The sequence below is a fragment of the Kitasatospora sp. NPDC004799 genome (assembly GCF_040609095.1).
GTDB lineage: Bacteria > Actinomycetota > Actinomycetes > Streptomycetales > Streptomycetaceae > Kitasatospora.
Window position 1 is genome coordinate 1 of record NZ_JBEXJK010000079.1, and the last position, 25,972, is coordinate 25,972.

A 25,972-nucleotide genomic window follows, 5' to 3' on the forward strand; every position below is an offset into this window, starting at 1 on the left:
GGACACCGACTACGCCACCCGCATCTGGGCGGCCGGCGGCCAGGCCGAACTCCACGTCTGGGCACGCCGGGCCCGAGCTCGCCGAGGAGGGCCTGGAGCACGGCGGCTGGGTGCTCCAGCGGCTCGGCGAGGAGCCGCTGGACGAGGAGCGCACCGCCGAGGCGCTCGGCCTGCACGACGGCGACGCGCTGTACCTGCGGGCCCGCCACGAGGCCCTGCCGACGGTGCACTTCGACGACCTGGTGGACGGCGTCGCCACCGGCGTGCACGAGCGCGGCGACACCTGGCGCCCGGCCCTGACCCGGGTGCTGTCGGTGGCGCTGGCGCTGACCGCGCTCGCGGCCGGCTGGGTGCTGCTGGCGCTGCCCGGCCCGGCCGCCCCGCGCGAGGCCGCCGCCGCGGCCGTCGCCCTCCTGCTGCTGCTCGGCGCGGCCAGCGCCTCCCGGGCGATGGCCGACGCGGGCGCGGGCGCCGCGCTGGGCGCCGCCGCCGTCCCGTACCTGGCGCTCGCCGCGCTGCTGCTGCCAACCGGGCCGGGCGGGGCCGCCGGCTCCGGCGGGGGCGAGCTGCTCGGCGCCCGGATCCTGGCGGCCTCCTCGGCCGGGGCCGGGGCGGCGGTGCTGGCCCTGGCGGCGGTGGGGGCGGCCGCGCCGCTGTTCCTCGGGGTGGCGCTGGTCGCCCTGCTCGGGGTGCTGGCGGGCCTGCTGGTGCTCTCCGGGGTGACGCTCGCCGAACTGGTCGCGGTGGTCGCGGTGGTGGCCGTGCTGGTCGGCGCCTTCGTGCCCTCGCTGGCCTTCCGGCTGTCCGGGCTGCGGCTGCCGATGCTGCCGCGCAACGCGGAGGAGCTCCAGGAGAACATCGAGCCGGTCCCGGCCTCCGCCGTGCTGCCCCGCGCCCTGGTCGCCGACGACTACCTGATGGCCCTGCACACCGCGATCGCCGCCGTCTGCGCGGTCTGCCTGCTGGTCCTGCCGTTCGCCGACGGCTGGGCCGGGCCGGCCGAGGCGGGCGCGCTGAGCCTGCTGCTCCTGCTGCACGGACGGGCCGTCGGCAGCATCCGCCAGCGGCTGGCGATCCTGCTGCCCGGCGTCCTCGGCGGCCTGGCGCTGCTCACCCGCGCCGCCGCCGGCGCCTCCACCACCGGGCGCCTGGCGCTGCTCGGCGCCGTGCTGACGGTGACGGCCGCGCTGCTCGTCGTCGCCTGGACCGTGCCCGGCCGCCGGCTGCTCCCGTACTGGGGCCGCATCGCGGACATCCTGCACACCCTCTGCGCGCTCTCCCTGCTGCCGCTGGCCCTCCAGGCCTGCGGCGTCTACCACGCCCTGCGCGGCCTCGGCGGCTGAGCCGGACACGGCTCCGCGGGCCCGTCACCGTCGCCGGTGGCGGGCCCGCGCGTTTCGCCGCCCGGGGCCACGCGGCCTCAGCCGAACGGGCGGAGCGGGCCGCCCCGGTCCTCGGCCCGGTCCCGGTCCTCCAGGGCGTCCCACAGGCCGCCGGGCTCCAGCCGCATCGCGGCCGGGGCCCCCGGGTTGACGACGATCCCGAGGCCGGGGGGCAGCCGCTCCAGCAGCGTGCCGGGGGCGACCACGGCGTGCGCGGGGCTTCCCGCGGCCTCCAGCCAGGACCGCGCGGAGAACACCACCACGGCCGGTTCGCCGTCCGGCAGTCCGAAGCCGCCGACGCTGCCGGAGTCGTCCAGCATGACGGCGACCCGGGCCGAGGCGAGCGCGCGGTACACGTCGCCGCTCGGCCCGTACCCGGTCGCGGCCAGCCGGACGGCGGCGTCGACCGGGTCGGTCGGCGCGGGCCAGTCGAGGGCCAGCGGCGACGGACGGTACGCCTCGTTCGGCGCGAACTCCTCGACGGAGCCGTCCTCGCCCGCGCGCCAGCGGCCGATCACCGCCCAGTCCGGCGGCTCCCCCGCGCCCTGCCAGTGCGGGTCGACCAGCCCGATCCACTGGCCCGGCGCGGCCCTGGCGGCGGCCAGGATCCGCTCGGGCACCGGCTCGGGGGCCGGCGGGGGCACGGCGGACCGCGGGGGCGCGGGGGCCGGCGGGGGCGCGGCGGGCGACGGTTCGTCGGGGCCCGGTCCGGGAGCTGTCATGGCGGTCCTTCCTGCGGTGGGCGGGGTCGGTCAGTCGGCGGGCAGGCCGTAGTCGGGGTTCGGGGCGAACGGCGCCCCCGACACGTCCTCCATCGCGTCGGAGTCCCCGTCACTGTGGTACGGCGCCTCCACCCTGCCGTAGACGATCCACTGGCTCTCCGGGGGCACGTCCGCCTCGCCGCCGTCCAGCGGCCCCGGCAGCGGGTGCTCCGGGGGGATGATCCGGACGGGCCACCAGCGCAGCCCGGCGCCGAGCAGGATCTCGTTCTCGGCCGGGCTGTGCGAGACCTCCCGGAGGAAGGCCCCCGGGGTCCGGTCGGGCAGCATCAGGTACAGCCGGATGAGCCGTTGGCCGAACGCCCCGTGCAGCCGGCTGCCCGCCGAGACCGAGACGTAGGTGGGCTCGACGACGACCTGGTCCACCCGCAGGGTGTCCGGGTGCAGCCCCTGCCCGACGTACGGCGCGCCCCGGCTGACCACCAGGTCCCCCGTCACCGGGCTCTGCTCGATGGCGTTGTCGAGCTGCTCGATGACGTGCCGCATCGCGCCCGGCGGCAGCGCGGTGTGGTCCAGCCCCTGGGCGGTCAGCTGCCACCGGGTCTGCTTGACCTCGAAGTACGAGAACTGCTCGGCGACCTCGCCGTCCCCGGTCTCGCTCGGGGCCGTGTAGAACTCCAGCGCCTGCTGCTCCGCCGCGCTCAGCCCGCGGACCAGCTCCGCCATCGGTTCGAGGCCCGGCCCGTCGTAGTGGGCGTCGCGGGCGTGCCGCTCGTGGTCGGGCCCGAAGAGCTCCAGCTGAGCGAGGCGTTCCCGGAACGCCCGCGGCATCGCGTCGAACTCCGCGGTGTCCATGGTCCAGCCGCCGTGGTGCCAGAACAGCTCCGCGGCCTGGGCGCCGCCGACGCCGAAGTGGGCCCAGGTGGCCGGGTCGGCCCAGACGGCCGGGTCCGTCTGGTCCAGCACCAGCGGGTGGCCGCCGCCCGGCGGGACCGCGCTGTTGTCGGTGTCGGACCCGACGGCGGAGTCGTCGGCGGCGTTCCGGACGCTCAGGCCGCCGAGGCCGTTCAGGACGCTCTCGATGTCGTCGGCCGAGTGGTCGCTCCACTGGTCGGCGGACTCGTCCGCGGAGTCGGCGGACTCGTCGGCGGAGTGGTCGGCGGCGTGGTCGGCCGGGTGCTCGCCCGTCTCCGAGCCGGGCTCCGAGCCGGGCCGCGGAGGCTGCATCGTCTCGATCTGCTCCGTGGGCCGGTGCGCGGGCCAGTAGCCCTCGTTCGGGATGAACTCGACCGTCTCCGTGTACCGGCCGGTCGCCCCGTCCAGTTCGGTGCCCCGCACCAGTTCGACGCCGACGATGTACCGGCCGTCGACGCCCCCGGGGAACGCGACCTCCTGCTCCTCCTCGGAGAGGCCCGGACGGTTCAGGGTCTCCCGGACGTCGATGCCTCCCGGCGCGTCGATGACGTAGCGGTACCAGGTCCCCCAGTCCACGTGCTGGGCGGTGCGCGACCGGGTCGTGCTCACCAGCGAGGACTCTTCGTTGCTTCCCACGTAGTCCTGGAGGTCGGGGTGGCGGTTCGCCTGCCGCGGCCACAGCCCGGTCTCGAAGATCTCCGGGTAGTCGACCAGGCCGGAGCGCTGCCGCTCCCAGCGGTAGAGGTGGCCCTGGTCGTGCCGCCACAGCAGGGGCACCGACTGGACCTCCTCCAGCGCCGTCAGGTCGACGTGCTCCTCCGTCGCCACCGGGCGTTCGGGCCGCCACAGGGCGACGTGCGGGACCTCGTCGGTCGGCACGTACGGGAGCCGGGGCTCGCCGGTGTCGGGGTCCCGGACGACGTTCCGCTCGGCGAGCAGGGTGTCGAGCGGGCGGATGCCGGGCCCGTGGTCGTCGTGGTCCGCCGACGGGCGGTACCGCTCGACGAGCCGCCGTTCCGGGTCGTAGGTGTCCTGCCGGCCGTCCGGATGGTGCTCGACCACCATGCCGTCCGCGCGGTAGTCGACCACCCGGTCCGCCAGGCGGTGGACCTGCCGACCGCCCGGATAGTGCTCGACCTCCACGCCGTCCGGGTAGTACTCGACCACCCGGTCCGCCAGGTGGTGGACCTGCAGGCCGTCCGGGTAGTACTCGATCCTCTCCCCGGTCGGGTACTCGACGATCTGCGGACCGGACGGGGAGGCCTCCTCGCCCTCCCCCGTGTTGTCCAGCGCGCGCTCCGTCGGCGCCGCGGGTCCGCCGGCGCGGCCCGCGCCCGGGCCGGACGGCGGGGGCGTCCCTCCCCCGGTGTCGCCCGGGCCGTCCGGGTGGAAGGTCCGGAACCGCCCCGGCGACCCGTCCGGTCCCGACTTGACGTACAGGCTCGCGGTCGACGGGCTGTCAGGGCCCGCGGGACTGCCGCTGACCCCGGTACGGCCGGTCGGCGCGTGGACGGGCAGGCCGGTCTGCCGGGCGACGGCCTGGGCGTGCTCGGCGGACTCGCAGCCGAGCAGTGTGATCGAGGCGGGCCGGCGGGCCGGGCCGCCGGCCGCGTCGGTCCGCGCGTCGGCGGGGGCGTCGACGTGGGCGTCGACCTGTGCGTCGGCCGCCTTCAGCGCGAGGTCGGCGAGCCGGCGCTTGAGCAGCGCGCCGACCTCGGTGCCGGTGACCCCGTGGGCCTTGGTGCCGTCGGCCAGCGGGAGGACGAACCCGTCCGGACCGGCGTGCGCGGCGAAGAAGTAGGTGTGCTTCCCGTCCCACGGCACCTGCTGCGGCGCCCCGGTCGCGAAGCCGTCCGCGGAGCGCGGCACGAAGGTGGTGAACTCGCTCAGCTCGGGGTACAGCGCCGAGCGCTTCGACCAGTCGGCCTCGTCGAAGTGCGCCTGCCCGGTCTCCCGGCCGGTGCCGTCGGTGATGGTGTGGCCGAGCAGCTGCCCGGTGAGGTCCGGGCCGGCCCCGGTGCGCTGCGGCGCCGTCGCGGGGGCCGTGTTGTCCGTCTCCTCGGACGCCGTCTCCCGCGCCCTGAGGCGGACGTAGCCGACGCCGTCCTCGGTGCTCGTCAGCGTCCGCTCGACGACCTCGATCCGGGCGCCGGGCAGGAAGAGGACCTCGTCCTCCTCCATGTGCGAGGAGAACGCCGCGATGTCCCGGCCGTGCAGGCCGGTCGCCTCCAGCTCCAGCAGGACGCGGTGCTCGTCCTCGCCGTCGTACCGCTTCATGAAGCCGAGCGAGGTGGCCTCGTCGGTGCTGAAGCTGGCGAAGGTCCGGGTCCGGATGACGTCGCCGCCGTACCCGGAGCCGCCGGGGCGGCCGGTCGGCCGCATCGGGTCCTCCAGGGTGCCGTCACCCCGGTACAGCGTGCCGCGCGCCGCGGGCAGCAGCGCCAGGGCGTCCGCCAGCAGATGGCTGTGCAGGGCCATCTCCCGCTGGATGTCCGAGAGTTGACGGTCCGTCAGCGACTCGGCGAGGCTCCACGGCTGGGCCTTCGCCCGCATGCCCTCGCGCAGCTCCGGCAGCTCGGTGATCGACCTCGGCAGGGCGGTGCCCGGGTTCCGGTAGCTCTTGGCGATCAGTGCCGCGATCTTCCCGCGGAGCGCGGGCACGGGATCGGCGCCCTGGTGCTCCAGCAGCACGTTGATCAGCGAGTAGGCCGGGCCGGTGTAGGTGTACAGGGCCGCGAAGTGCGCGGGGCCCAGCAGGTCGGTCACGTCCGTCGCCCGGGTGACGCCGTTGCGGGCCATCCACGCCAGGTACGGGGGCGCCCCGAGTCCCGACTGCGGGTCGGTCCCGGTCAGCGCCTCCCAGCGCGCGTGCGCCTCCGCCAGGACCTCGCCGGTCACCTCCCGCGAGGTGGCGGCCCACTCCAGGTAGGTGCGCTCGTGCGGCAGCCCGGCCGTCAGCGACTCCGGCGCGGGGTGGTCGAACGCGGGCCTGACCGGCCCGTCCCAGTTCTCGACCGGCGGGCGCAGCTCCGCCGGCGGGACGCCGGGCACGTCCCGGTACAGCCCGGCACCGTCCTCGTACCGGTGCCCGGGGAAGGCGCCGCCGAGCCGCATGCCCGCCACCACCTCGTGCAGCGCGTGCTCGCCGCCCGGCAGCAGCCAGCCGTACAGGGCCCGCGCGAACAGGTCGTGGTCGCCCTGCCCGAGGAGCCGGTACGCGTGCACCGCCACGGCCGCGGCGTGCGAGGCCGTGCCGCCGACGGTACGGAGGCCCCGCTCCCGCGGGTCCGGGTGGAGGGCGGGGCCGCCCTCCGGGGCCTCGGGCCGGCCGGCCCCGAACCGCTCGTCGCCGGCCAGCCGGTGGAACTCCCGCATCACCTCGTGCAGGCTCCCGCCCGCGACGAGGTCGGCGGTGCCCTGCGCGCCGGTCTCCTCGGCGATCCGCCGCAGCGCCTCGCGGGCCCGGGCGAGCACCCGGGGGTCGCTCGCCGTCCACTCCCCCAGGGCGCGTTCGAAGTCCTCGGCGTGCTGCCGGTACCGGGGCTCGTCGAAGACCGCGTGCCGGACGGCCACCGCCGTGGGCGGCGGCTGGGCGCCGGAGGGCGCGAGGGCCTCGGACCCGGGCGGCGGGGTCGGCCCCTGCCCCTCGTCCGGCGGCACGGCGGACGAGGGCCCGTCATCGGTGTGCGCGGACCCGTCATCGGTGTGCGCGGGCCCGTCATCGGTGTGCGGCAGCTGGTCGAGCGTCGTGTCGGTGGCGAACTTCACCGCTCCGGCGATCTCGCCGTGCACGGCGTCCGGGGCCTCCTGCGGGTACGCCGTGCTGCCGTCGCCGTCCAGGTAGGCTCCGACGTTCTCGGTCCTGGTCGCGGTGAGCTTGAACCAGCTGCCGCCCTGGACGATCCTCGGCCGGCCCTGCGCGTCCATCCCGACGTGGGAGGTGACCACCAGGTGGCCCGGCGCGCCGCCCGCCCCGGCGACCGGCGGGACGAACCAGACCCGGCCGTCGGCGGCGTAGGCCACCGCCTCCGGCAGCCGGGCCCACACGTGCTCCATGACCTCGCGCACGTACGAGCGGTCCGGCTGGACGTTGAGGTCGCAGGCGATGAAGCGCACCGGCTTCACGCCGTCCCAGCCGCCCTCCTCGTGGAGCTTGAGCAGCCCGTCGGCGATGTCGGCCGGGGCGACCACGACGTGGCCCAGCACGGGCACGCCCTCGGTGGTGTGCATGGCCAGGTTGAGGAAGTCGTTCGCACGCGGGAGGTGCGGGAACACCGACTCGGTGAGCGTCCGCCAGTCGGCGTGCCGGTCGCCGACCCAGTACAGCGTCGAGGACGCCAGCTCGGTCAGGCCCGGGTCGGGCTCGTACCCGGGGTCCCGCCAGCCCCGCTCCACCTCGATGGGGGTCACCGCGTGGCCGGGTCGCTTGAGCCGGTCGACCGTGTCGATCAGGGCCCTCAGCTCGTCCGCTCCGACCGTACCGCCGGTCTGCCCCTTCAACCGCCGGACGTAGGCGGCCAGGTTCTCCACCGTCACCTGGTGGTCGGCCGGCAGGCCCAGCGCCGCGCGGACGACGTCGGCCGTCCGGCGCAGCTCGGTGAGGTGCTGGAGGGTGATCCCCTCGGTGCCCCGCTGGAGTTCCTGGGCGAGCTTGGCGGTGCGCCAGGCGTTCATGCTCGCCTCGCGCCGGGCCGCCTCCCCCGAGACCAGGTCGGTGACCCGGTCGGCGAACGGTCGCACGTGGTCGGCCCCGATGTACTGGGCCAGCGGCCACAGGTCGTCGTGGGTGCGCAGCTCGGGGACGTTGGCGAGCTTGGCGAGGGCCGCGTGCAGGCGCAGGTCGGCGTCCTCGGTCTTCGGGAACGGCGGGGGCGCGACCCGCTCGGTGGCCTCGATCTGGACGAACGACTCCCGCGCCGCGGACTCCCGGTTCAGGCGCTCACCGAGGTCGAAGGTGCTGCCGGGCCGGATCAGGACCTCGGCCTCGCCCTGCTTGTCCGAGAACGGCTGGATGTCGAAGGCGCTGCCGCCGCCGCTCAGCGAGAAGTGCAGCAGGGCCCGGTAGGTGAACGGCAGTTCCTTGCGGGTCTGCATGAACATCATCGCCGTCCGCTCCTCCGTGCTGGTGCTCACGAAGTCCGGGTTGGTGAAGGTGTCCCCGCCGAAGGAGGGCGACAGCCGCCTGGCGACTCCTCCGGGCCGGCCCACCACCCGGTCCCCGCGCCAGAGGTCGCCGGCGTACGGGGGGAGCTTGTCCAGGGCCTCGGAGATCAGTTCGGCGTGGGCCAGCAGCTCCCGCTCGATCTGCGGGAGCCGCTCCTTGACGGCCTTCGCCAGGTCCTTGCGGTCCTGGGCGGTGCGGTCGCGGGGGAGCTTGGCGAGCAGCGGGTCGAGCACCGGGTCGCGCCGGAGGATCGTCGGCAGGCGGTTCGGGTCCGGCGATTCCAGCAGCTGCGAGATCTGGTACTCCAGTGCCTTGCGCCGGGTGAGCGGACCGAACCGCAGGGCCACGTTGATCAGCGGGTACGCGGCGCCGGTGTAGACCGCCAGCGCGTCGAAGTGCGCGGGGGTCACCCGGTCGAGCACCTCTTGGGCGGTCATCGGGTTGCGGAGCAGCCAGGCGGACACCACGTCCGAGGCCCGGGTGGAGTCGTTGGCGGCCGTGACGAACCCGTCGCGGTTGCGCTGGGAGTTCCCCACCACCTCGTCCCGCCAGCCGCCCTCGGAGCGCGGCTTCCGCAGCAGCGAGTGGTACGCGGCCTCGTGCGGCAGCATGCCGTCCTCGCCCAGCGCCGTGCGCACCACCTCCTGGGGGATGCCCGGGATGTGCTGGTACAGCACCGACACGTCGGACAGCGCGTTCAACGGGACCGGGGGCAGCTCGCCCAGCAGCTGCGCGCCCTTGAGGATCTCGTACAGCGAGTGGTCGCCCAGCGGGAGCATCCAGCCGACGAGGGCCAGCAGCATGTCCTGCGGGGTGCTGCCCTCGACCTTGAGCAGCCGGAAGGCGTTCAGCATCTTCGCCGTGGTGGCCGAGATGCCGGTGCTGAGCGGCATGCCCTTCTCGTGGTGGGCCTCACCGAACCAGGCGGACTTCTCGTTGAGCGCGAAGTGCGCCCGTCCGGGCTTCCAGGTCAGCACCACGCCGTCGCCGACGGACTGCTGGTAGGCCAGTTCCCGGTCGCTCAGCGGCATGCCGCGGTCCTGGAGCCCCTGCGCCGTCAGGTCGTTCGGCGGTGCCGGGTCGCGCTCCTGGCGGGCCTTCAGGCTCTCCAGGTACTCCTTGCCGGCCTTGAACGGCTCCGCGCCCTGCTTGATGACGGTGCCCGTGCCGAAGTGGTCCTTGGCGAACATCGTGTTGAGGCCCGGCACCATCTCCAGCACGGAGCGCGCCCCGCTCCTGATGAAGTCCGCCTGCTCCTTGAGCGCGCGCAGGTCCAGCTTCATCGCCGCGGCCCGCGCCTCGGCCTCGGCCTCGGGGGCGTCCAGCAGGCGCTGGAGCACCTGCTTGAGTCCGAGCGGGGAGTCCTTGACGTAGGCCGCGTTGTAGAAGGCGGTCAGCAGCTCCCGGGTGTTGCCGGTCCGCATCAGGGTGCGGAACTCCTCCAGGCTGAGCTGTTCGCCGACCTGCCCGGCGGAGCCCTGCTCCGGCTTCCGGTCGTTGTTCAGGAAGACCTTGTAGAGCTCCCCCTCCGGGGTGCCCGGGTTGGCGGCCACCAGGGCCTCGTAGAGCCGCTCCACGGCGTTGCGGGCCGCGGCCCGGGCCTGCGGGTGCGCGAACGCGTAGGCGCCCAGCCTGGCCTCGAACTCCTCGGCCCGCGTGCGGTGTTCGGGCGTCGCGTGGAGCGCCTGCCGGGGCGTGCCGAGGGGCTGGAGGTCCCGCTGGTCGGTGATCGGGTGGGTCGGCGTGGCCTCGGCGAGCGGGCTGGGGTCGTGCAGCTGCGGGCCGTGCGCCCCGACCACCTCGACGACCGGCGCGGCCTGCGGTTGCGGCGCGCCGTGCGGCTGCGGCTGCGGGGCCTGGACGCCCGCCCCGGGGTCGGCGGGCGGCTGCTGGCCCCCGGCCTCCGCCACCGGCAGCCGCAGGTGCTGCCACTGCCCGCCCGCCTCCAGCCGGGGCCGGCCGGCGGCGTCCCAGCCGACCCGCTGGGCGACCACCAGGTGGGTGCGGCCCTGGTCCGGGACCACCCAGAGCTTGCCGTTCGCGGCGTACGCCTCCAGCTCCACGCCGGGCAGCCGCTCGCGCAGCGACAGCAGCACCCGGGTGACGTACTCCTGGGCGTCGCAGGCGACGAACCGCAGCGGCCTGCCGTCCCAGGTCCCGGCGGCGTGGAGCTCCGCCAGCGCGTCGGCCAGGTCCGCCGGGTGCAGCGGCCGGCCGTTCCAGCCCGGCGCGCCGTCCTCCGTGACGGAGTGGTACGCGAGGGTGAAGTACCGCGGGTCGTCCTGGAGCGGGCCCACGCTCCGTTCGAGGTTCTCGCTCGTGGCGCGGTCCGCGAGCGGGTCGCGCAGGACGTGGACGCCCCCGTCGTGGTGCGGGGCGAGCGCATGCGCCACCTGGACGCCGACCGGCTGCCGGGGCACGGCCTGGCCGTCCGGGTGCTCGGGCGTGAACTGCGTCCAGTGGTCCGCGGGCGAGACGCCCGGCTTGGTGTCGGCGTGCGGGATCTCCAGTTCGAGCGGGACCAGTCCGGACAGCGAGCGCTCGGTGCCCGAGCCCTGCTCGGCCGGGTCGCCGCCCTTGCGGAAGGTCAGTTCGAGCTGGACGTGCCCCGTGTACCGGGCCATCGGGGTGTTCGCCTTGGCGTTGGCCACGGTCCGGCCGCCGGCGTCGGTGACGGTGCCCAGCCGCTGCCCGTGGGTACCGCCGACCAGCACCGAACCGGTGCCCTCGACCGGGCCGCCGACGTCCGCCTGGGCGCCGAACTGGCCCCGGAGGTTCCACTGCCGGCCGGTCAGCCGGGTGCTGCGGCCGCCGCCGCCGGACTCGTTCGCCGGGCTCAGCGCGGCCCTGGCGCTGTCCCCCTGGTACTCCAGCTGGACGAGGGAAGCCTTGACCGTCACCTCGACGTCGTCGACGAACCAGCGCCGGCTCACCGACGGGGTGCCGACCGCCCGCAGGGAGCCGGCCCCCGCGCCCTCGCCCTGGTGGGCCCCGATCGCCGGGGTCAGCAGGGCGGAGAGCTGGGCGTGGCTCAGGCCGCCGGAGACGACGGGCTCCAGCCGCTTCCAGGCGGTCCCGCCGAAGAACCGCGGGCCTTCGGTCCGCAGCAGGTCGCGCAGGCCGCCGGTGTCGCCGACCCAGCGCAGCACGTCCCCCGGGCGCAGGCCGGAGGTGAACACCTCGGCCGGCGGCACCCGCAGCTCCTGGGCCGGGGCGGGGCCGCGGCGCTGCCCCGGCCCCTTGGCGTCCGGCGCGGTGCGGCCGGGCTCGGTCAGCAGGTCGGCGTGGACGAGGGTCTCCGCGACCGTGCGGCGCAGCCGCCACTGCGGGACGACGGCGTGGCCGGCTCCGGCCAGGCGGTGGGCGACCTCGGACAGGCCGGAGCGCGCGGTCCCGGTGGCGGCGGCGGGCACCACCGGCCGGGTCTCCAGCCCCAGCGGGACGGCGGGACGCCGCTCCATCACCACCGACAGCCGGATCACGGCCCGGTGCGCCTCGGCCGCGAGCTTCGTCTTGACGGCCGTTCCGGTCGTCACGACGTCCCGGCGGTACTCCAGCGCGTCCTCGCGCCGGGTGTGGGTGACCCCGCCGCCGAGCACGGGGGACACCCCGGTGCCCAGGGTCCCGAGCACGGTGAGCCCGAGCGCGTCGGCGTGCCCGCTGCCGGTGTTGGGGCCGGCGTCGGAGCTGGTGACGGCGGTCTGGGTGCTCGCACCGATGTTGAATTCGACCTGGGGAGCGTCGCCCGACCTGGTCACCCCGTCCACCGAGGCGGTGATCCGCACCGTGCTGCGGCCGTGCGTCAGGACGATCTCGTGTCCCGAGGTCATGGGCTTCAGCAGCGGGTGCAGCTTGTCGAAGTCGAGGGCGTCGAGGAGCTTGGTCCTCATCCCCTCCCAGTCCCGACCGAGCGCCGCCCGGCCCTTGGGCTGGAGCTCGGCGACCGCCCTGGCCACCGCCTGCGGCCCGGTCAGCGCGGTTCCGTTCCCGCCGTCCAGGTACACCCGGGTGACGATGTCCGAGGAGCCGAGCCGCTGGTCCGGGAGCTGGTGGGCCGCCGGCTGGTGGCCCGCCGGGGTCAGCACCACCTCGCGGTGCGGGGCGGCCACCAGCACCGGCGCCGGCGTGGTCGTCCCGGGCAGCGCCCGCTGGAACCGGTCCGGCACGAACCGCACGGTGAACACCGCGTCCCCGTCGAACAGTTCGGCCGTCTCCACGCTCTTGCCGCGGCTTCCGGTGCCGCCGGTGCGCTCGACGGTCAGGCCCCGCACGCTGTCCCTGGTACGGGCGTAGTCGCCGGTGACGGTGACGTGCGGGACGGTGCCCTTGAGCGCGGCCCCGAACCGCCAGCGGTTCAGCCGGTCCCAGCTGTAGCCGACCACGGTGCGCTGCTGGCTCCCGAGTTCGAACTCGAAGCCCTCCACCGTCCGCCGGTGCCGCAGGGCCAGCGGGGCGACGGTGACCTCCACCGTCCCCTTCCAGTGCCCGGTGTCCACCGCCACCCGGAGCGTGCCGCCCCGGCTGAGCCGGGACAGCGACGCGGTCAGCCCGGCCCCGTCCAGCTGGGCGGCCAGGCGGGCGGACGCCCGGGCGGACACCGGGCCGACCGTGCCGAGGACGCGCTGGACCTCGTCCAGCACGGACGCACCGCGCCGGCCGACGCCGAGCACCACGTCGGAGTGGCCGAGCCGGTCCGGGACCCGCAGGTTCGCGGGGGGCTGCCCGGCGTTCTGCGGCTGCGGGTGGTCGGCGAGCGGCGGCGCCGCCCCGTCGAACGGGTTGCCGATGACCCGGCTGGTGCGGGCCAGCGGCCGGGTGTGCGCCTGCTCCATGCTCAACGCGGCTTCCAGCGGCACCGGTTCGCCGTGCGGCTTGCCGTTCACCGTCAGCTGGAGTTCGAACCGGGCGTCGTACAGCACCTGCGCGCTGCGGTACTTGCCGCTCGCGTAGCTCTTGGCCGTCGCACCGCCCCGCCAGCCGTCCCGGTCGCGGACCTCGCGGGTGACGCTCGCGGTGCCCTGGAGGGTGTCCGTGAAGGGCTTGCCGCTCTCGTCCGGCGCGTCCTCGCGGGTGCGCACCGGCCCCTTGCCGAAGCCCTGGGCCGAGACGGTCCAGGTGTCGGAGGCGAGCAGCCGCTTCGACTCGAAGGTGGTGTTCTCCCGGACCGGGTTGAGGTCCGCCGACGCCTGCTCCCGCCGGTAGGTCAGGGCGGTGACGTGCGCCGTGACGCCGATGCCGAGCTTGCTCAGCGGGCCGAGCTCGACCGCGGGGCTGCGCAGCGGCACCTCCTGCGTCATGCCGACCAGGTGGGCGCCGACGGCCGACTGCGAGAACGCCCGCAGGACGTCCTCCCGCACCTCGCCCCAGGCCTTCTCCCCCAGCCGGGCGCGGCCGATCTCGTCCAGCCGGGCGTGCAGCGGTGCGACGCTGCGCACGTCGCGGACGACGGTGGTCTCGGGCAGGCCGGTGTAGGCGGCCGAGCCGTGCCAGATCCCGGTCGGCGGGTGCGGGACCAGGGCACCGGGCGGCAGCGGCGCGTGGTCCGGGTGCGGGACGGGGTTCGGCTGGCCCGGGGTGGCCGGGCTGGTCTCCGCCCGGTCGACGACCACCCGGAAGCCGAGCCCGGCGTCGACCGAGCGGGCCGGGGTGCGCCGCGCCGTGCCGAAGGCCCCGAACTCGACCTCGATCCGCGCCTCGCCCTCGAACACCACTCCCGCCGTCTTCACCTTGGTGCCCAGGGACAGCTCGTCGCCGCCGCCGGTCAGCACGGCCTGCTCCCGGCCCGTCCGGACCCCGGCGCCGGCGCCACCGCCGCCGTTCTTGGCCGATCCGGTCCCGCTGCCCACCAGCGGGAACTGCCACCCCTTGCCGGTGGTGTCCTGCGCCACGTGCGAACGGGCCGTCCCGGTGGCGATGTTGAACTCGGTGGGCGGGAGTTCCGCGGTCGGCTCGATCGTGTGGATGCGGGCGTTCCGCAGCGTGATGACGGCCTTGGGGCCGAGCAGGCTGTCCACCTCGACCGTCCTGGTCTCGCCCGACATCAGGGCCTTCAGGTCCTGGTGCAGCGTGCCCAGGTCGACCTGCTCCAGCAGCCTGGCCTTCAGCGCGGGCCAGGTGCTGCCGAAGTGCTCGCGCGCCTGCGCCTCGAAGCCCGCGACGAACCCGGCCATGCCCTTGGCGGCCACCGGCGCGCCCAGGTCGACGAGTTGGACGCCCTCGGGCCCCGCGGTCGGTCGCGGCGTGTGCGGCAGCGCCCACACGTCCGTCACGACGTGCGACCCGGACAGCCGGCCGCCGCCCGGTCCCGCCCCCGGCGGGGGCAGCAGCGGGAGCGGCGCCTCCGGCCGGACGCCGGTCTCCCGGAGCGGCACGGCCACCTGGGCCCGCACCTCGACCGACGGGAACGGCGGGGCGGTGACCTCCCCGAACACGCCGAGGGTGCGCCGGCCGAGGTCGACGAACTCCGCCTTCAACCGGAAGACGGTGTCGAACAGGGCGGCGGTCTCCGAGGTCTTGCCGCGGGCCAGCATCCGGCTCGCCTGGGCGTCGGTCTTCCCGTGCTGCCAGTCGCGCTGGTAGCCGACGGTCTCGATCAGTTCGGCCGGCTTGCCGAACTTGAACTTCGCCTGGGCGCCGACGTTCACCTGGAGCAGCCGGTCACCGGTCACGCCCACCGCGGTCTGCCGCTCCGAGCCGTACTCGAACTCGAAGTCGTCGGCGGCCCGGACGAAGGTGCTGCGGCCGAGGTCCGCCCCGACCCGGACGGTGCCGGACCAGGTGCCCACCGCGAAGGGGACGTCCCAGACCTCGCCCCGGGACAGGGCCGTGAGCTTGGCCTGGAGGGTCTCCGCGCCGAACAGGGTCTCGGCCAGCGTCCTGGCCGCCGCCTCCTCCCCGTGCAGCACCTCGGCGAACCGGCTCGCGAAGTGGTCGAGGAGCCGGGTGCGGGTGGCGTCGAGCCCGATCAGCACGTCCGAGGCCGCCAGGCCGTGCTCGTCGATCCGGGTCGGACGGGTGGGCAGGACCGGGCCGAGGACGGTGAGCTGGGTGCCGTTCGCCTCGGTGACGACCTCGCCCGGCTGCAGGACCGCCGCGTCGTCCTCGGGCCGGCCGTCGGTCCGCGTCGCGGACTCCATGAACGTCCGGTACCCGTCGAGGAGTTCGTCCTCGCCGGGCCGTACGGCCGGCCGGCTCTCCCCCTCCACCGACTCCATGAACGCCCGGAACCGTCCGAACAGCTCCTCCTCGCCGGGCCGTTGGGCCACCCGGGTCTCCCGCTCGGCCGTGCGCATGAACTCCCGGAACCGCCCGAACAGCTCCTCCTCGCCGGGCCGCTGGGCCAGCCGGCTCTCCCGCTCGGCCGAGCGCATGAACTCCCGGAAGTCGTGGAACAGCTGCTCCTCGGCATCGGTCCGGGCGACCGGGTTGGCCGGCTCCGGGTGGTCCGCGCGCGGGTCCGTCCCGAAGAGGTGCTCCAGCAGCGGCACCAGCTCGGGCACGTTCTCCCGCACCCAGTCGACGCCGTTGTTGCGCGCCAGCCCCGTGACCGGGTCGTTCCCGTGGTTGTACCCGAAGTACGCGGTGACCAGCTGCGCGAAGAACTCGTGCTCGTCGCGCGCGGAGTAGTTCCCGACCCGGTCGCCGTTCCCGTCCCGCAGCCCGCCGTCCGGCCAGGCCGTGACGTCCTCCTCACCGAACAGCCCGGTCAGCGCGTCGGCGTCGCTCCGCTCGCGGAACGCCTCCTCGATCAGCCCGCGCTGCGCCTCGGTGAGGCCGAACTCATGGATCGCGTGCGCCAGTTCGTGCACCGACGTGGAGTAGCCCTCGGCATGTGCCGGGTCCGGTCCCACCGACGTCCGGGAACCCAGCAGGTTCTCCTCCGTGATCAGCACCAGCCCGTGACCGCTGGCGCCTCGGACCACCGCCCAGTCCCGACCGTCGCCCGTACCGTGCCCGGACGCCACGAACCCCGGGACGTCCGTCATCGGGACGTCGCGCGGCACCACCACGACCCTGGCACCGGACGCCACCAACCGCTCCGCGACGACCTTGTCCGTCAGCATCCGCGCCAGCAGGTCCTCGGCCGTCCGCCGCGCCGCCACCGGCTGGTGGGTCCGCGGATCGACCTCGATCAGCAGCCTCACCGCCGCCTGCGCGAAGTCCCCCGGCTCCAACTCCTCCCGCAGACCCGTCAGGTACGCCTCTTCCGAGGCCAGCTGCCGCCGCTCCTCCGGCGACAGGTAGTCCAGCGCCTGCACCCACTCGTGCAGCGGCCCGGGCACCGGCATCTCCCCGCCGCCCAGCCCCACCGGCGGCCGGGCCGCCACGACCTGCCCGTCCTGCCCGGTGGCCGGCGGCGCCGCGAGGGTCGGCGAGGACGGCGGCGCCTGGTGGTCCTGCCGCCCGGCGTCGCGGGTGTCGGGGGCGTCGGGGGCCTCCCCGGCGGCGCCGCGGCCGAACGCGTCCTCGTGAGTGCGCTGGTGGGCGTTCCACCCGGCCGCGTCGAAGTGGTCGAGGGTCCAGAGTTCGCGGTAGCGGGCGACGAAGTCGTCACCGTACTCGCGCTTGAGGTGGTCGGTCAGGGCCTCGTTGAGGGTGTGGCGTGCCGCGAGCCCGTCGAAGCCCTTGGCGGCCTCGCGCAGGGCGGGGGCGGCCTCCCGCTCGAAGGCCGCGTGCTCCCGCAGTTCCCTGACGAGTTCGTCGCGGGTGTTCTGCCAGTGCTCCTGCCTGCCGGCGAGGTCCTCGTGCGAGCGGAAGGACTCGTCGAAGGCGCGCGCGATCCGGTCGCCGTGGCCCTCCGTCAGGCGGTCGGCGGCGTGCGGGGACAGGCCGTGCTCCCGGGCGGCCGCCTGCGCCTCGGCCGTGGCCTGGCGGCGGACGGCGAGGCGGGCGGCCTGGTGGGTGAGCCGGTCGTGCAGGGCGGCGGGGTCGGTGAGCCGGTCGAGGGCGGCACGCACCGCGGCGGGCTCGCCGAAGCGCTCGGTGGCGGCCCGGTCCATCTCCCCGGCGAGTTCGCGGAGCACCGTGTCCTTGGCCCGCAGCACGTCGGACTCGTCGGCGCCGAACTTCTCGGCGAACTCCTTGCGCGCGAGGTCCTCGGCCCAGCTGTCGGCCGCCTTCTCCGCCTCCGCGACGGCCCGGTTGATCGCGGCCTCGCGGGCCGCCTGCACGGCGAACTCGTGCGGCAGAGCGGACGGATTCTCGGCCTGCGATCGGGCGTACAGCTCCCTGACCTCGTCGTGGCCCCGGCGCCTGCCGGTCGCCTCGTCACGCGGGCCCGCCGCCTGGTCGTAGTCCTCGCCGGCGCGTTCCTGCAGCCGCTCCCGGATCGCCCGCAGGCTGCTCGGCGACAGGTCGACGCGTTCCGTCACGCCGACGGCGGCGAGCATCTCCCGGTCGGTCGGCGAGAGCCGGTCGTACCAGTCGCCGGCGGCCTGCTCGACCCGCTGCTCGACCTCGGCCAGCGCGTTCGCCCGGTCCGTCTCCAGGAGGAGTTCGGCGCGCGCGTGCTCGGTGAGCCGCCGCAGGGCCTGGCCGGCCCGGGTGTTGGCCTCGGTGGTGAGGCTGTCCGCGTCCGCGTAGATCCTGGCGGCCTCCGCGTCCGCGCGCGCCCGGAAGTCCTGCCGGACGAGTTCCACGACGGACGCCGGGGGGCGCTCGGGGGTGTGGGCGACGCCGGTCGCGCCGTCGGTGATCCGCGGGGCGTCCCCGGCGGCCACCGTCCGGTCGAAGTGCTGCACCGCCACGCGGACGGCGGCCTCCCGGACGGCGGCGACCCGCACCAGGCCGTCGAGGTCGCCGAGGATCCGCTGCCGCTCCTCCGGCCGGGCGGCCAGCTCTTCGTACATCATCGCCCGGGCCCGCTCGTGGACCGCTCCGCGCAGGTCGGCCGGCGCGTCCTCCGGGAACCGGCCCGGGGCGTCCAGGGCCTCGTCCAGCAGCCGCTCGGCCTCCTCCTCGCGCCGGTGGCCGCTGCCGTCCGGGTCCGTCCGCAGTTCCTCGGCCGCCTCGGAGAGCTTGGCCTCGTACTGGTCCTGGAGGTCCCGTTGGGTCCGGCGCCACTGTTCGGCCCGCACCCCGTCCGCCTCGGCCCGGATGTGCTCGGGGGCGTCGGTGTAGTGGTAGGCCTTCGGTTCCGGGTCCGGACCGAAGACCATGGCGGCGTCCATCGGCCGCACCTCGCCGGTGGGCTGGTGCTCGTACCCCGTCGGCACCTGCGACTCGGTCCTGGTCACGACCGGCTCGCCGCCGTCGGACGGCCTGGCGTACGTGTGCCACGCACCGCCGCCGACCACCGTCGGGCGGCCGTCCGCGTTGAAGCCGACATTCGACGCGACGATCACGTGGCCGGTGCCGGGGCCCTCCACCACGGATTTGCCGCTGAACCGGGGCGCCACCCAGACCGGGCCGTCGGCCGCCACCGCCTTGAGGTCGGCGAGCTTCGGGTTCAACCAGACCTGTTCCATCACCTGCCGGACGTAGCCCTGGCCGGTGGCGCCGTCGAGGCCGCAGGAGACGAACTCGATCGTGCGGCGGTCGCCCGACAGGTGCCCGAGCGAGGCCAGGCCGCGGACCACCGAGGCGAGTTCGCCAGGCGGCATCGGCGCGCCGCTCCCGTCGGTGTGGATCACGACGGTGTAGCGGGTGGGGTCGACGGGCAGCTTCTCCAGCACCTCCAGGACGTGCGGGCTCGGCTCGGCCTCGCCCGCGACCCAGCCGGGCTGCCGGTCCGCTCCGGTGCCGGACAGGAAGTGGCCGGTGGTCGGCGGGACGTGGGAGTCGTCGCCGACGTCGAGGTACTGCAGGCGCTCGGTGCCACCCGGCTCGGCCGGGTCCCGGTGCCCGGTCGGCTGCGGGTTCTGCGGGTCGGGGTGCTGCGGCTGCGGGTTCTTCGGGTCGGGGTGCTGGGGCACCGTCCGGTCCCCGTCGCCGGTGGGCTGCGGTCGCTGCTCCTGCGGCCGCTCCCCGTGCTGCCCGGTGCCCGGCGCGTGGGCGGGCGGCGGGACGTCCGAGGAGGTGGTGGTGGCGTGCACCGGGGCCGGCACGGTCTCGGTGGTCTCCTCCACCGTCGTCCGCCTCGGCTCCTCCTTCGGGCCGCCGACCGTCGAGCTCTGCTTCGGTGGTTCCGGCCGGGAGGTGTCCGAGGAGGCCTTGGACGGCTCGGACGGCGCCTTCGGCCCGCCGTCCCCGCCCGTCACCTTGACCGGGGGTTCGGCCGGGGTGTTCGCCGTGGGCCGCGCGGGCTTGTCCCCGGACGGCGCGGGCGAGCCGTCGGAGTCCAGCTTGAGGTGCTCCGGCCGGGTGCCCTCCGGCAGTCCGGTCACGTGCGGGGCGCCCCCGGCCCCCTCCGGGCGGGAGACCCAGAGCGAGGTGGGGTGGCCCATCAGGTTGGACACCACCGCCAACGGGAAGCGCGCGTAGTTGGGGAGTTCGATGTCCGAGAGCTTCAGCCGCAGCGGGCCGCCGGCGATGTGCCCGAGGTGGCCGAGCGCCCCCATCGCGACGCCGCCGTAGAAGCTCTCCACGCTGACGGTGAACTCGTGGTTCTCGCCGAAGGTCAGGTTGTAGGCCCCCTCGCTGACGACGTTCTGGACGCCGCCCTTCAGGTAGTTGCCGATCCCCTCGCCGAACCGGTACAGGAACTGCCCGGCGGTCTGCGGGTGCAGGCCGTCCATCAGGCTCACCGCACGCCCGGCGAGGTCCTGGGTGGCCTTGATGGTCTCCCGGAGGTGCTGCTGCTCCGCCTGGAGGAACTTCAGGTCCTTCAGGCCGCTCTCCAGCGCGCCGCCGCTGAGCTGCTTCAACTCGCCCTGCATGTGGCTGATCTGCTTGGTGACGCCCTGCAGTTCGGCCCTGAGCGTGCCCGACTCCATCCTTCCGCTGGCCGCGACCAGCGTCGACACCAGCTTGTTGACGGTCCCGAGGTCGACGGCGTAGCGCCCGCCCGCGGCGGCGAGCCGTTCGGCGATCAACCGCCCGGCGGCACCGGAGAGTTCCCTGTCGACGCCGAGCTCGACGAGCTCCCGCTCGAAGGTCCGCCCCATGTCCAGGGCGAGCCTCTCGACCTTGCTGAGGTGCTCGGCGACGTGCTCGATCCCCTGGCCGACGAGCCCGGTCGGGTTCTCGACCCTCTCCCCGACCTCCTTCGCGAGCTCCGAGAGCGCGTTGTTCTTCTCCTTCCGCACGACGTTCTCGATGCCCTTCCCCGCGCTGGCGGGGTACTCCTTCTTGAGCTGCTCGGTCAGTTCCTTGAGGCTGTGCCGCCCGGCCTCCGCTCCGGTGAGCCGCTTCTCCAGGTCCTTCGCGACCTTCGCCCTGGCCTGATCCACGGCCTCCTTGCCGCCGATCTTCGACTCGCTCCTGCGCAGGATGTTGAAGAACTCCTTCAACTCCGCGCCGCTCATCGACTTCAGCTCGTTCTTCAGCAGGTCCTTGAACTCGGAGCCGGCCAGCGCCTTGAGGTCGGCCTGGAGCTCCTTGCTGAGGCCCCGTCCGAAGACCCGCCCGAACGCCTTGCCGAGACCGAAGGTGAGCAGCTCCAGCGGCCCGGTGAGCAGGCCGTTGATCGCCCCCATCTCGACCGCCTGGATGAAGGACTCCTTCTCCCAGTGGTCCTTGTGGCCCTTGCCGATCTGGATGCCCTGGATAATCCCGTCCATCACCACGGCGGTGGTGATGGAGAGGAACTCGTGCAGCAGGAGCTGCTTGAACAGCCAGATGAAGACCTGCTTGATCACCGCGCCCGCGGTCTCGTAGGCGACGAAGATCTCCGCGAGCGAGCCGCCGAAGGTGATCGGCGACATGGCGATCGCCCAGGCGATCTGGGCCACCAGCTGGATAAGCTGGGCGATGATCATCCACTTGGCGTACTCGACCTGGTTGGCCACCTTGTGGGCGAAGTCCCCGAGCTGCTTGGCCATGTGGCCGGCCGCCGTCACGAAGTCGGTACCGCCGGTCTCGCCGATCAACTCGCGCATCTTCTGCATGAAGGCGTCGGCCGCCTCGCCCTCGAAGCTCTCGTTGCAGAGCTTCACCAGCTCGACCAGGTAGCCCCGGAGCTCGGGGACCTTCTGGTGGATGACGAGGTAGTCGTCGCCCGCCGTACGGAGCTTGTCCTCGTCGGCCTCCGGCCACTTCATGCCGGTCACGATGCCGAAGAACTTCGCCAGGCCCGGCGGCAGCATGATCGACACGGTGGTGCGCTCCTGGGAGTGGTCGAACGGAGGGAGGAAGGAGTGGAGGAGGGCGCCCGGAGGCGGGGCCCGGGCGGGCCGTCGGCGCCCGGGCCCCGGGTACGACGGGAGGCGGGGGCGCCGTCAGGTGCGGCTGGCGTCCTCGTCGGCGTTGTTGAGGATCGTGGAGGTGTTCTTGCCCGCCTGCCCGGCGCTCTCGACGGTGGCCCGCACCTTCTTGAACAGCCCCGTGATGGAGGTGGTGGGCTCGTCGACGTTCTCGTGGTACGTCTTGCCGATCTCGTCGTTGCCGGCCGAGTTCTTGTTGTACTCGTTGATCTCCCGGGTCCTGCTCTCGAGCTCCTTGAACAGGTCGGACAGCTCGGGGTACTTGGAGAACTTGTCGGTGAGGTCGGACAGCGCGGTCAGGGTCGGCTTAGCCACGGAACTCCTCCTGCCGGTCGCGCCTGCGCCGTTCCTCCGCCGCCGCCGCGTCGGCGAAGCCGGGCCGCATCTGCCGCAGCGGGGCGAACAGGTCGTCCAGTTCGGTGCCGCCGACCATCGAGGCCGCCAGGGTCTCGCCGAGGCCGCTGAACCCGCTCATCGTCTTCGCCACCCGGTCGCCGAGGTCCGCCCGCGCGGTGTTCAGCACGTCGAGGAGGACCTTGGAGAGCTCGCCCGGCGCCATCGAGCGGTAGGCGGAGGTGTGGAAGGTCAGCGACACCACCTGGCCCTGGGCGCCGACCACCGCGGTGACCATCCGGTCCTTGGACGTCACCGAGGCGGTCGCCGCCTCCAGTTCCTTGGCCGCCGCGGCCATCTTGGCCTGCTGTTCCTCCAGCGCGGCCATCGCCTGCTCGATCTGTGCGGTGAACGGGAACTCCACGCCCGCACCTCCCTCTCTTCCCGAGGGCGCGCCCCGGGCCCGGAGGTGTCGGGCCCGGAGCGCACCGGTCCATGGGGTCGTACGGTCCTCTCTACGGCTGCGCCCGCCCGTCTGGTTCGACGCCGGCCGCGGACGCTCAGCGGCCGATGACGCCCGTCACCGCGCCGGAGTCGGTGCCCCAGACCTCCTCGTCCTCGGACAGCCAGGTGGTGCGCTGGCGCTCCTTCTCGCCCTGGCCGGGCGCGCCGGCGCCCGCACCGGCGCCCATCGGCGGCATCATCGGACCGGTCATGCCGTTGGTCCCGCCCGTGGTCGAGATGCCGCGGCCCATCAGCTGGGACTCCTCGGCGGCCGCCGCGGCCCGTCCCCCGACGGTGCGCCCGGACCGTGCCTCCGCGGCGAGTTCGGCGATCCGGGCCGGGTCGCTCATGAGGGCCGCCTTGCCGCCGACGCCGAGGGTCGGCGGCCCGGCCGCCACGGTGCCGCGGCCGCCGGAACCGCCGGAACCGCTGAACGGCTGGCCCAGCAGGTCGGTTCCGCCCTTGAACGAGGTGGTGAGGCCGCCGCTCCCGGAGCCGGTGGAGATCCCGCCGAACGACGGCAGCCCGGTCCAGCCGCCCCCGCTGGAGCCCCCGCCGGGATAGGCGACCCCGGTGGTGGGACGGCCGGCGAGGAGCGCGTGCGCCTGGTCGTTCATCAACTGCTCGAACTGCGGGACCGGCTTGCCGTCCGGCCCCAGGACGGTGCCGTCCTTGTCGATCGTGTCGTCCTTGCCGAGCACGACCAGGTTGCCGTTGGCGTCCTTCAGCAGCTTGCCGTCCGGGCCGGTGACGGTGCCGTCGTCGTTCCGCTTGGACCCGACCGGCACCTTGAAGGGGCCCCCGCCGGTACCGGTGCCGGGGACGGTGGCCGGCGGGCCGACCGTCGTTCCCGGGGGGACGACGAGTGGTTTGCCGTCCTTGCCGAGCACCGGCTTGCCGTCCGGGCCGATCACCTCGCCCTTGCCGTTGACGGTACTGCCGGGCGGCACGGTGACCGGCTTGCCGTCCTTGCCCAGGAGCGGGTTCCCCTTGCCGTCCAGCAGCGTCGACTGGCCGCCGGTCCCGGAGCCGTTCCTGCCGCCGGTGCCGCCGGGGGTGCCGGGCACCGTCACGGGCGGCGGGGGCGGGATCTTGCCCGTGCCGCTGCCGCCGTCGGAGCCGGTCTTGTCCTTGTTGTCGAGGTTGAGGTCGTTCTTGCCCGCGCCACCGCCCGGGCCGCCGCTCCCCGGGCCCCCGTCACCGGTGCCGGGCGGGTTGGGGGTGTCCTTGGTGGGCGGCTTGTCGGCGGGCAGCCACTTCTGCGGGGGCTGGAGCTTCTGGAGGACGGCGGTGGCGTGGTTGTACTTCTGCTTGAAGGTGGTCATCACGTCGGTCGCCTGCTTGTCCAGGACGATCTGGATCCAGCCCGTCCAGATCTTCTTGGCGACGTCGTCGATCCAGGCCTTCAGGGCCTCCTTGTTCTGCGGCGACGGGGCGGCTCCGGTGGTCGCGAACGAGAAGGTGAGCGTTCCGTCGGTGTTCCTGGTCATGGTCGGCTGCACGTAGGCCGTCGCCGCGCCGAAGGCCGAGTGGACGCACTCGGAGGGCCAGGAGAAGGACGCCCCCTTGCCGTTCTGGTCCTTGTCGTCGTTCTTGAGGGACCACTTCGTCCCCGCCTCCAGCCGCGAGTCCGGAACCGCCCGCCAGGCGGTGTAGCCCTGGTACAGCCCGTACACCGCGGTGCGCAGTGCGTCCGCGGTGTCCCGCAGGCACTGGGCCTTGGTGTCGGCGTCGTCGCCGAGCTCGACGTGCACCTGGATGAGCTGGTTCCGCAGCCCGATCAGGACCTCCTTGAACCGGCCCGCCGCACTGCCCTGGAACTCGCTGCCCGCGCCCTCGACGCTGTCCGCCCAGCCCTGGACGGTCTTCTGCTGCTCCTTGACCCAGGTGTTGGTGGCGGTGATGACCCCCGCCAGGTGATCGAAGCTCGGGGCGCTGGTGCGGTCGTTGTAGCCGACGCCCCAGATCAGCGGGCCGAGGATATGGTCCGCGGCCTTCCCGAAGTTCCCGAGCGGGGTGTCGTTGTTGGGGGCGCCCTCCGGCGGCTTGAGCTGCCAGAAGTTCCAGTCGCACGTGACGCCGACGATCGTGCTGTACGTGTAGGTCTCGCCGGGGGCGTCGTAGACCCACTCGGCCCACATGTCGAAGCCGGCCTGCTCGCCCTCCTTGTACGGCTTCAGGGCGTCGTTCGTCGACTTGAGGGTGCTGCTGACCGTGATCCCGGTGATCCACGGTTTTTCGGTCACGGAGTCGCGGCTCATGATCGAGCCCTGGGTCGAGGACGCGAACGCTGCCAGGGCCCCTTCCCACGGGTACGAGCTGGGTGCTGTTTCTGCCACGGCTTCCTCCTGGAGGCGTGCGGACGGGACGGGTGTCGGCCCGGTCGCCGGACGGGTGCTCCGCCCGGCGACCCGGCGGCTCAGCCGGTGCTGGTCGTGGGCTTCGTGACGCCGCCCAGGACCTCGCCGAAGAGCTCGATCGTCTCCGCCTCCGTCAGGCTGTGGTCCTCGCCCTCGTCGAACTTGGTGCCGGCCATCTCCAGGTCGAGCTTGATCTTCCCGACGTCGGTCTGGATCGTGGTCAGCGCCTCCCTGACGCTGTCCTTGAAGGCGTCCGCGCCCGTCTTCAGCGCCTGGATCTCCGGAACGCCGTTGTTGCCCGGCAGCACGGGCGGACAGGTGAGTACGTTGTTCGCCTCGGTGCCGATGTCGATCCGGAAGGCCTCCAGCTTCGCGGCGAACGCCTTGAGACCGGTGGTCGAGACCTTGATCGTGGTGTCACCCATGGGACCGTCTCCGCCTCGTGACTAGCCGAACTGCTTCCGCGCGCCCTGGTCGGCCTCGGTCATGATGTGGTGCATGTTGGTGAGCTTGCCGCCGGCGGCGATGATGTCCTGGTTCATCTGCGCGGCGTTCGTCGTCACCGCCCGCTTGAACTCGGTGAAGGCGTCGGCGGCGGCACCCTGGAAACTTCCGCTCTCGGTCAGGGAGTTCAGCTTCTGCTCCACCTCCCACAGGGCGTCGTCCATCATCTTGCCCGCCTGGCCCAGCTCGCTCGCGGCCTGGGCGACGGTCTCGTGGTGGAGCTGGATGCTCCCGAAGTTGTCCATCGACATGGTGTGCTCGTTCCCTTCTGGTCCGCGACGCGCCGTCAGGCGCCGTTCAGAGCGGTGAGGATGCCGTCGGCGGCGTGCATCCTGGCCTCTTCCTCGGCGTGGGTGAGGACCTGGTCGGCACCCTTGGTGGCCTCGGCGAAGCGCTCGAAGGCCCCGATGACCGTGTGGTAGCGCGTCATCCAGTCGCCGACCTTCTCCTGGAAGGTCGAGCTGGCCCCGGAGATGTAGCCGGCGGCCAGCTCCTCCCTGATCCGCTCGACCGTGCGGCCGGCGGTGATCATGTTCTCGATCTGCTGCTCGATGTCGGACAGCGCCTTGCGGATCGCCTCGTCCTGTTTGTTCAAGTTCGCCGGCGTGCTCACCAGGTGCTCCTTGTCTCTCCGCGCGCTGGTCGCGCGGCTCTGATCGACTCAACGGGGCTGCCGCGACCGGTGGTTCAGCCGCAACCCGAGGTCGTCGCGGCGGGCACGGCGGCACCCGCGAGGGGCGCCGCGGGCACGGCGGCGGCGCCCGCGACGGACACGCCGGGGACGACGGCG

At 74.1% G+C, this 25,972-nt stretch carries 9 protein-coding genes; 1 reads left to right on the top strand and 8 read right to left on the bottom strand.

Going from position 1 to position 25,972, the window contains the following annotated elements:
- Positions 1–1,343: type VII secretion integral membrane protein EccD (eccD, locus tag ABZW03_RS13290; RefSeq protein WP_355256072.1), on the top strand; the 1,343-nt coding region annotated here is incomplete at its 5' end.
- Positions 1,344–1,420: 77 nt separating this feature from the next.
- On the opposite strand, the gene ABZW03_RS13295 is transcribed toward eccD, so the two are convergent.
- From ABZW03_RS13295 to ABZW03_RS13330, 8 genes are all read right to left on the bottom strand, one after another.
- Entirely contained in the window at positions 1,421–2,104 is a 684-nt protein-coding gene (locus tag ABZW03_RS13295) for a type VII secretion system-associated protein (protein ID WP_355256075.1), read from the bottom strand.
- A gap of 30 nt (positions 2,105–2,134) precedes the next feature.
- The gene (locus ABZW03_RS13300; protein ID WP_355256096.1) at positions 2,135–21,364 is read right to left on the bottom strand and encodes an ADP-ribosyltransferase; all 19,230 of its coding nucleotides are present in this window, start codon (positions 21,362–21,364) and stop codon (positions 2,135–2,137) included.
- 132 nt (positions 21,365–21,496) lie between these two features.
- Positions 21,497–21,796 (bottom strand): hypothetical protein, encoded by a 300-nt coding sequence (locus ABZW03_RS13305; RefSeq protein ID WP_355256078.1) that lies wholly within the window; start codon positions 21,794–21,796, stop codon positions 21,497–21,499.
- Complete coding sequence (locus ABZW03_RS13310) at positions 21,789–22,238, bottom strand: YbaB/EbfC family nucleoid-associated protein (protein ID WP_355256081.1); 450 nt, start codon at positions 22,236–22,238, stop codon at positions 21,789–21,791. Before ABZW03_RS13310 ends, ABZW03_RS13305 begins: the two co-directional genes overlap by 8 nt.
- Positions 22,239–22,374: 136 nt before the next feature.
- On the bottom strand, positions 22,375–24,564 hold the full coding sequence (locus ABZW03_RS13315) for a hypothetical protein (protein ID WP_355256084.1): 2,190 nt from the start codon (positions 24,562–24,564) through the stop codon (positions 22,375–22,377).
- Positions 24,565–24,737: 173 nt separating this feature from the next.
- Positions 24,738–25,103, bottom strand: coding sequence for a hypothetical protein (locus tag ABZW03_RS13320; protein WP_355256087.1), 366 nt, complete (start codon positions 25,101–25,103; stop codon positions 24,738–24,740).
- 21 nt (positions 25,104–25,124) lie between these two features.
- Positions 25,125–25,433, bottom strand: coding sequence for a WXG100 family type VII secretion target (locus tag ABZW03_RS13325; RefSeq protein ID WP_355256090.1), 309 nt, complete (start codon positions 25,431–25,433; stop codon positions 25,125–25,127).
- A gap of 35 nt (positions 25,434–25,468) precedes the next feature.
- The gene (locus ABZW03_RS13330; RefSeq protein WP_355256093.1) at positions 25,469–25,795 is read right to left on the bottom strand and encodes a hypothetical protein; all 327 of its coding nucleotides are present in this window, start codon (positions 25,793–25,795) and stop codon (positions 25,469–25,471) included.
- Positions 25,796–25,972: the final 177 nt, after the last annotated feature.

Coding starts and splice junctions, on each gene's coding strand:
- ABZW03_RS13295 (WP_355256075.1), bottom strand. CDS start 2,104: ATGACAGCTCCCGGACCGGGCCCCGACGAACCGTCGCCCGCCGCGCCC.
- ABZW03_RS13300 (WP_355256096.1), bottom strand. CDS start 21,364: ATGCTGCCGCCGGGCCTGGCGAAGTTCTTCGGCATCGTGACCGGCATG.
- ABZW03_RS13320 (WP_355256087.1), bottom strand. CDS start 25,103: ATGGGTGACACCACGATCAAGGTCTCGACCACCGGTCTCAAGGCGTTC.
- ABZW03_RS13325 (WP_355256090.1), bottom strand. CDS start 25,433: ATGTCGATGGACAACTTCGGGAGCATCCAGCTCCACCACGAGACCGTC.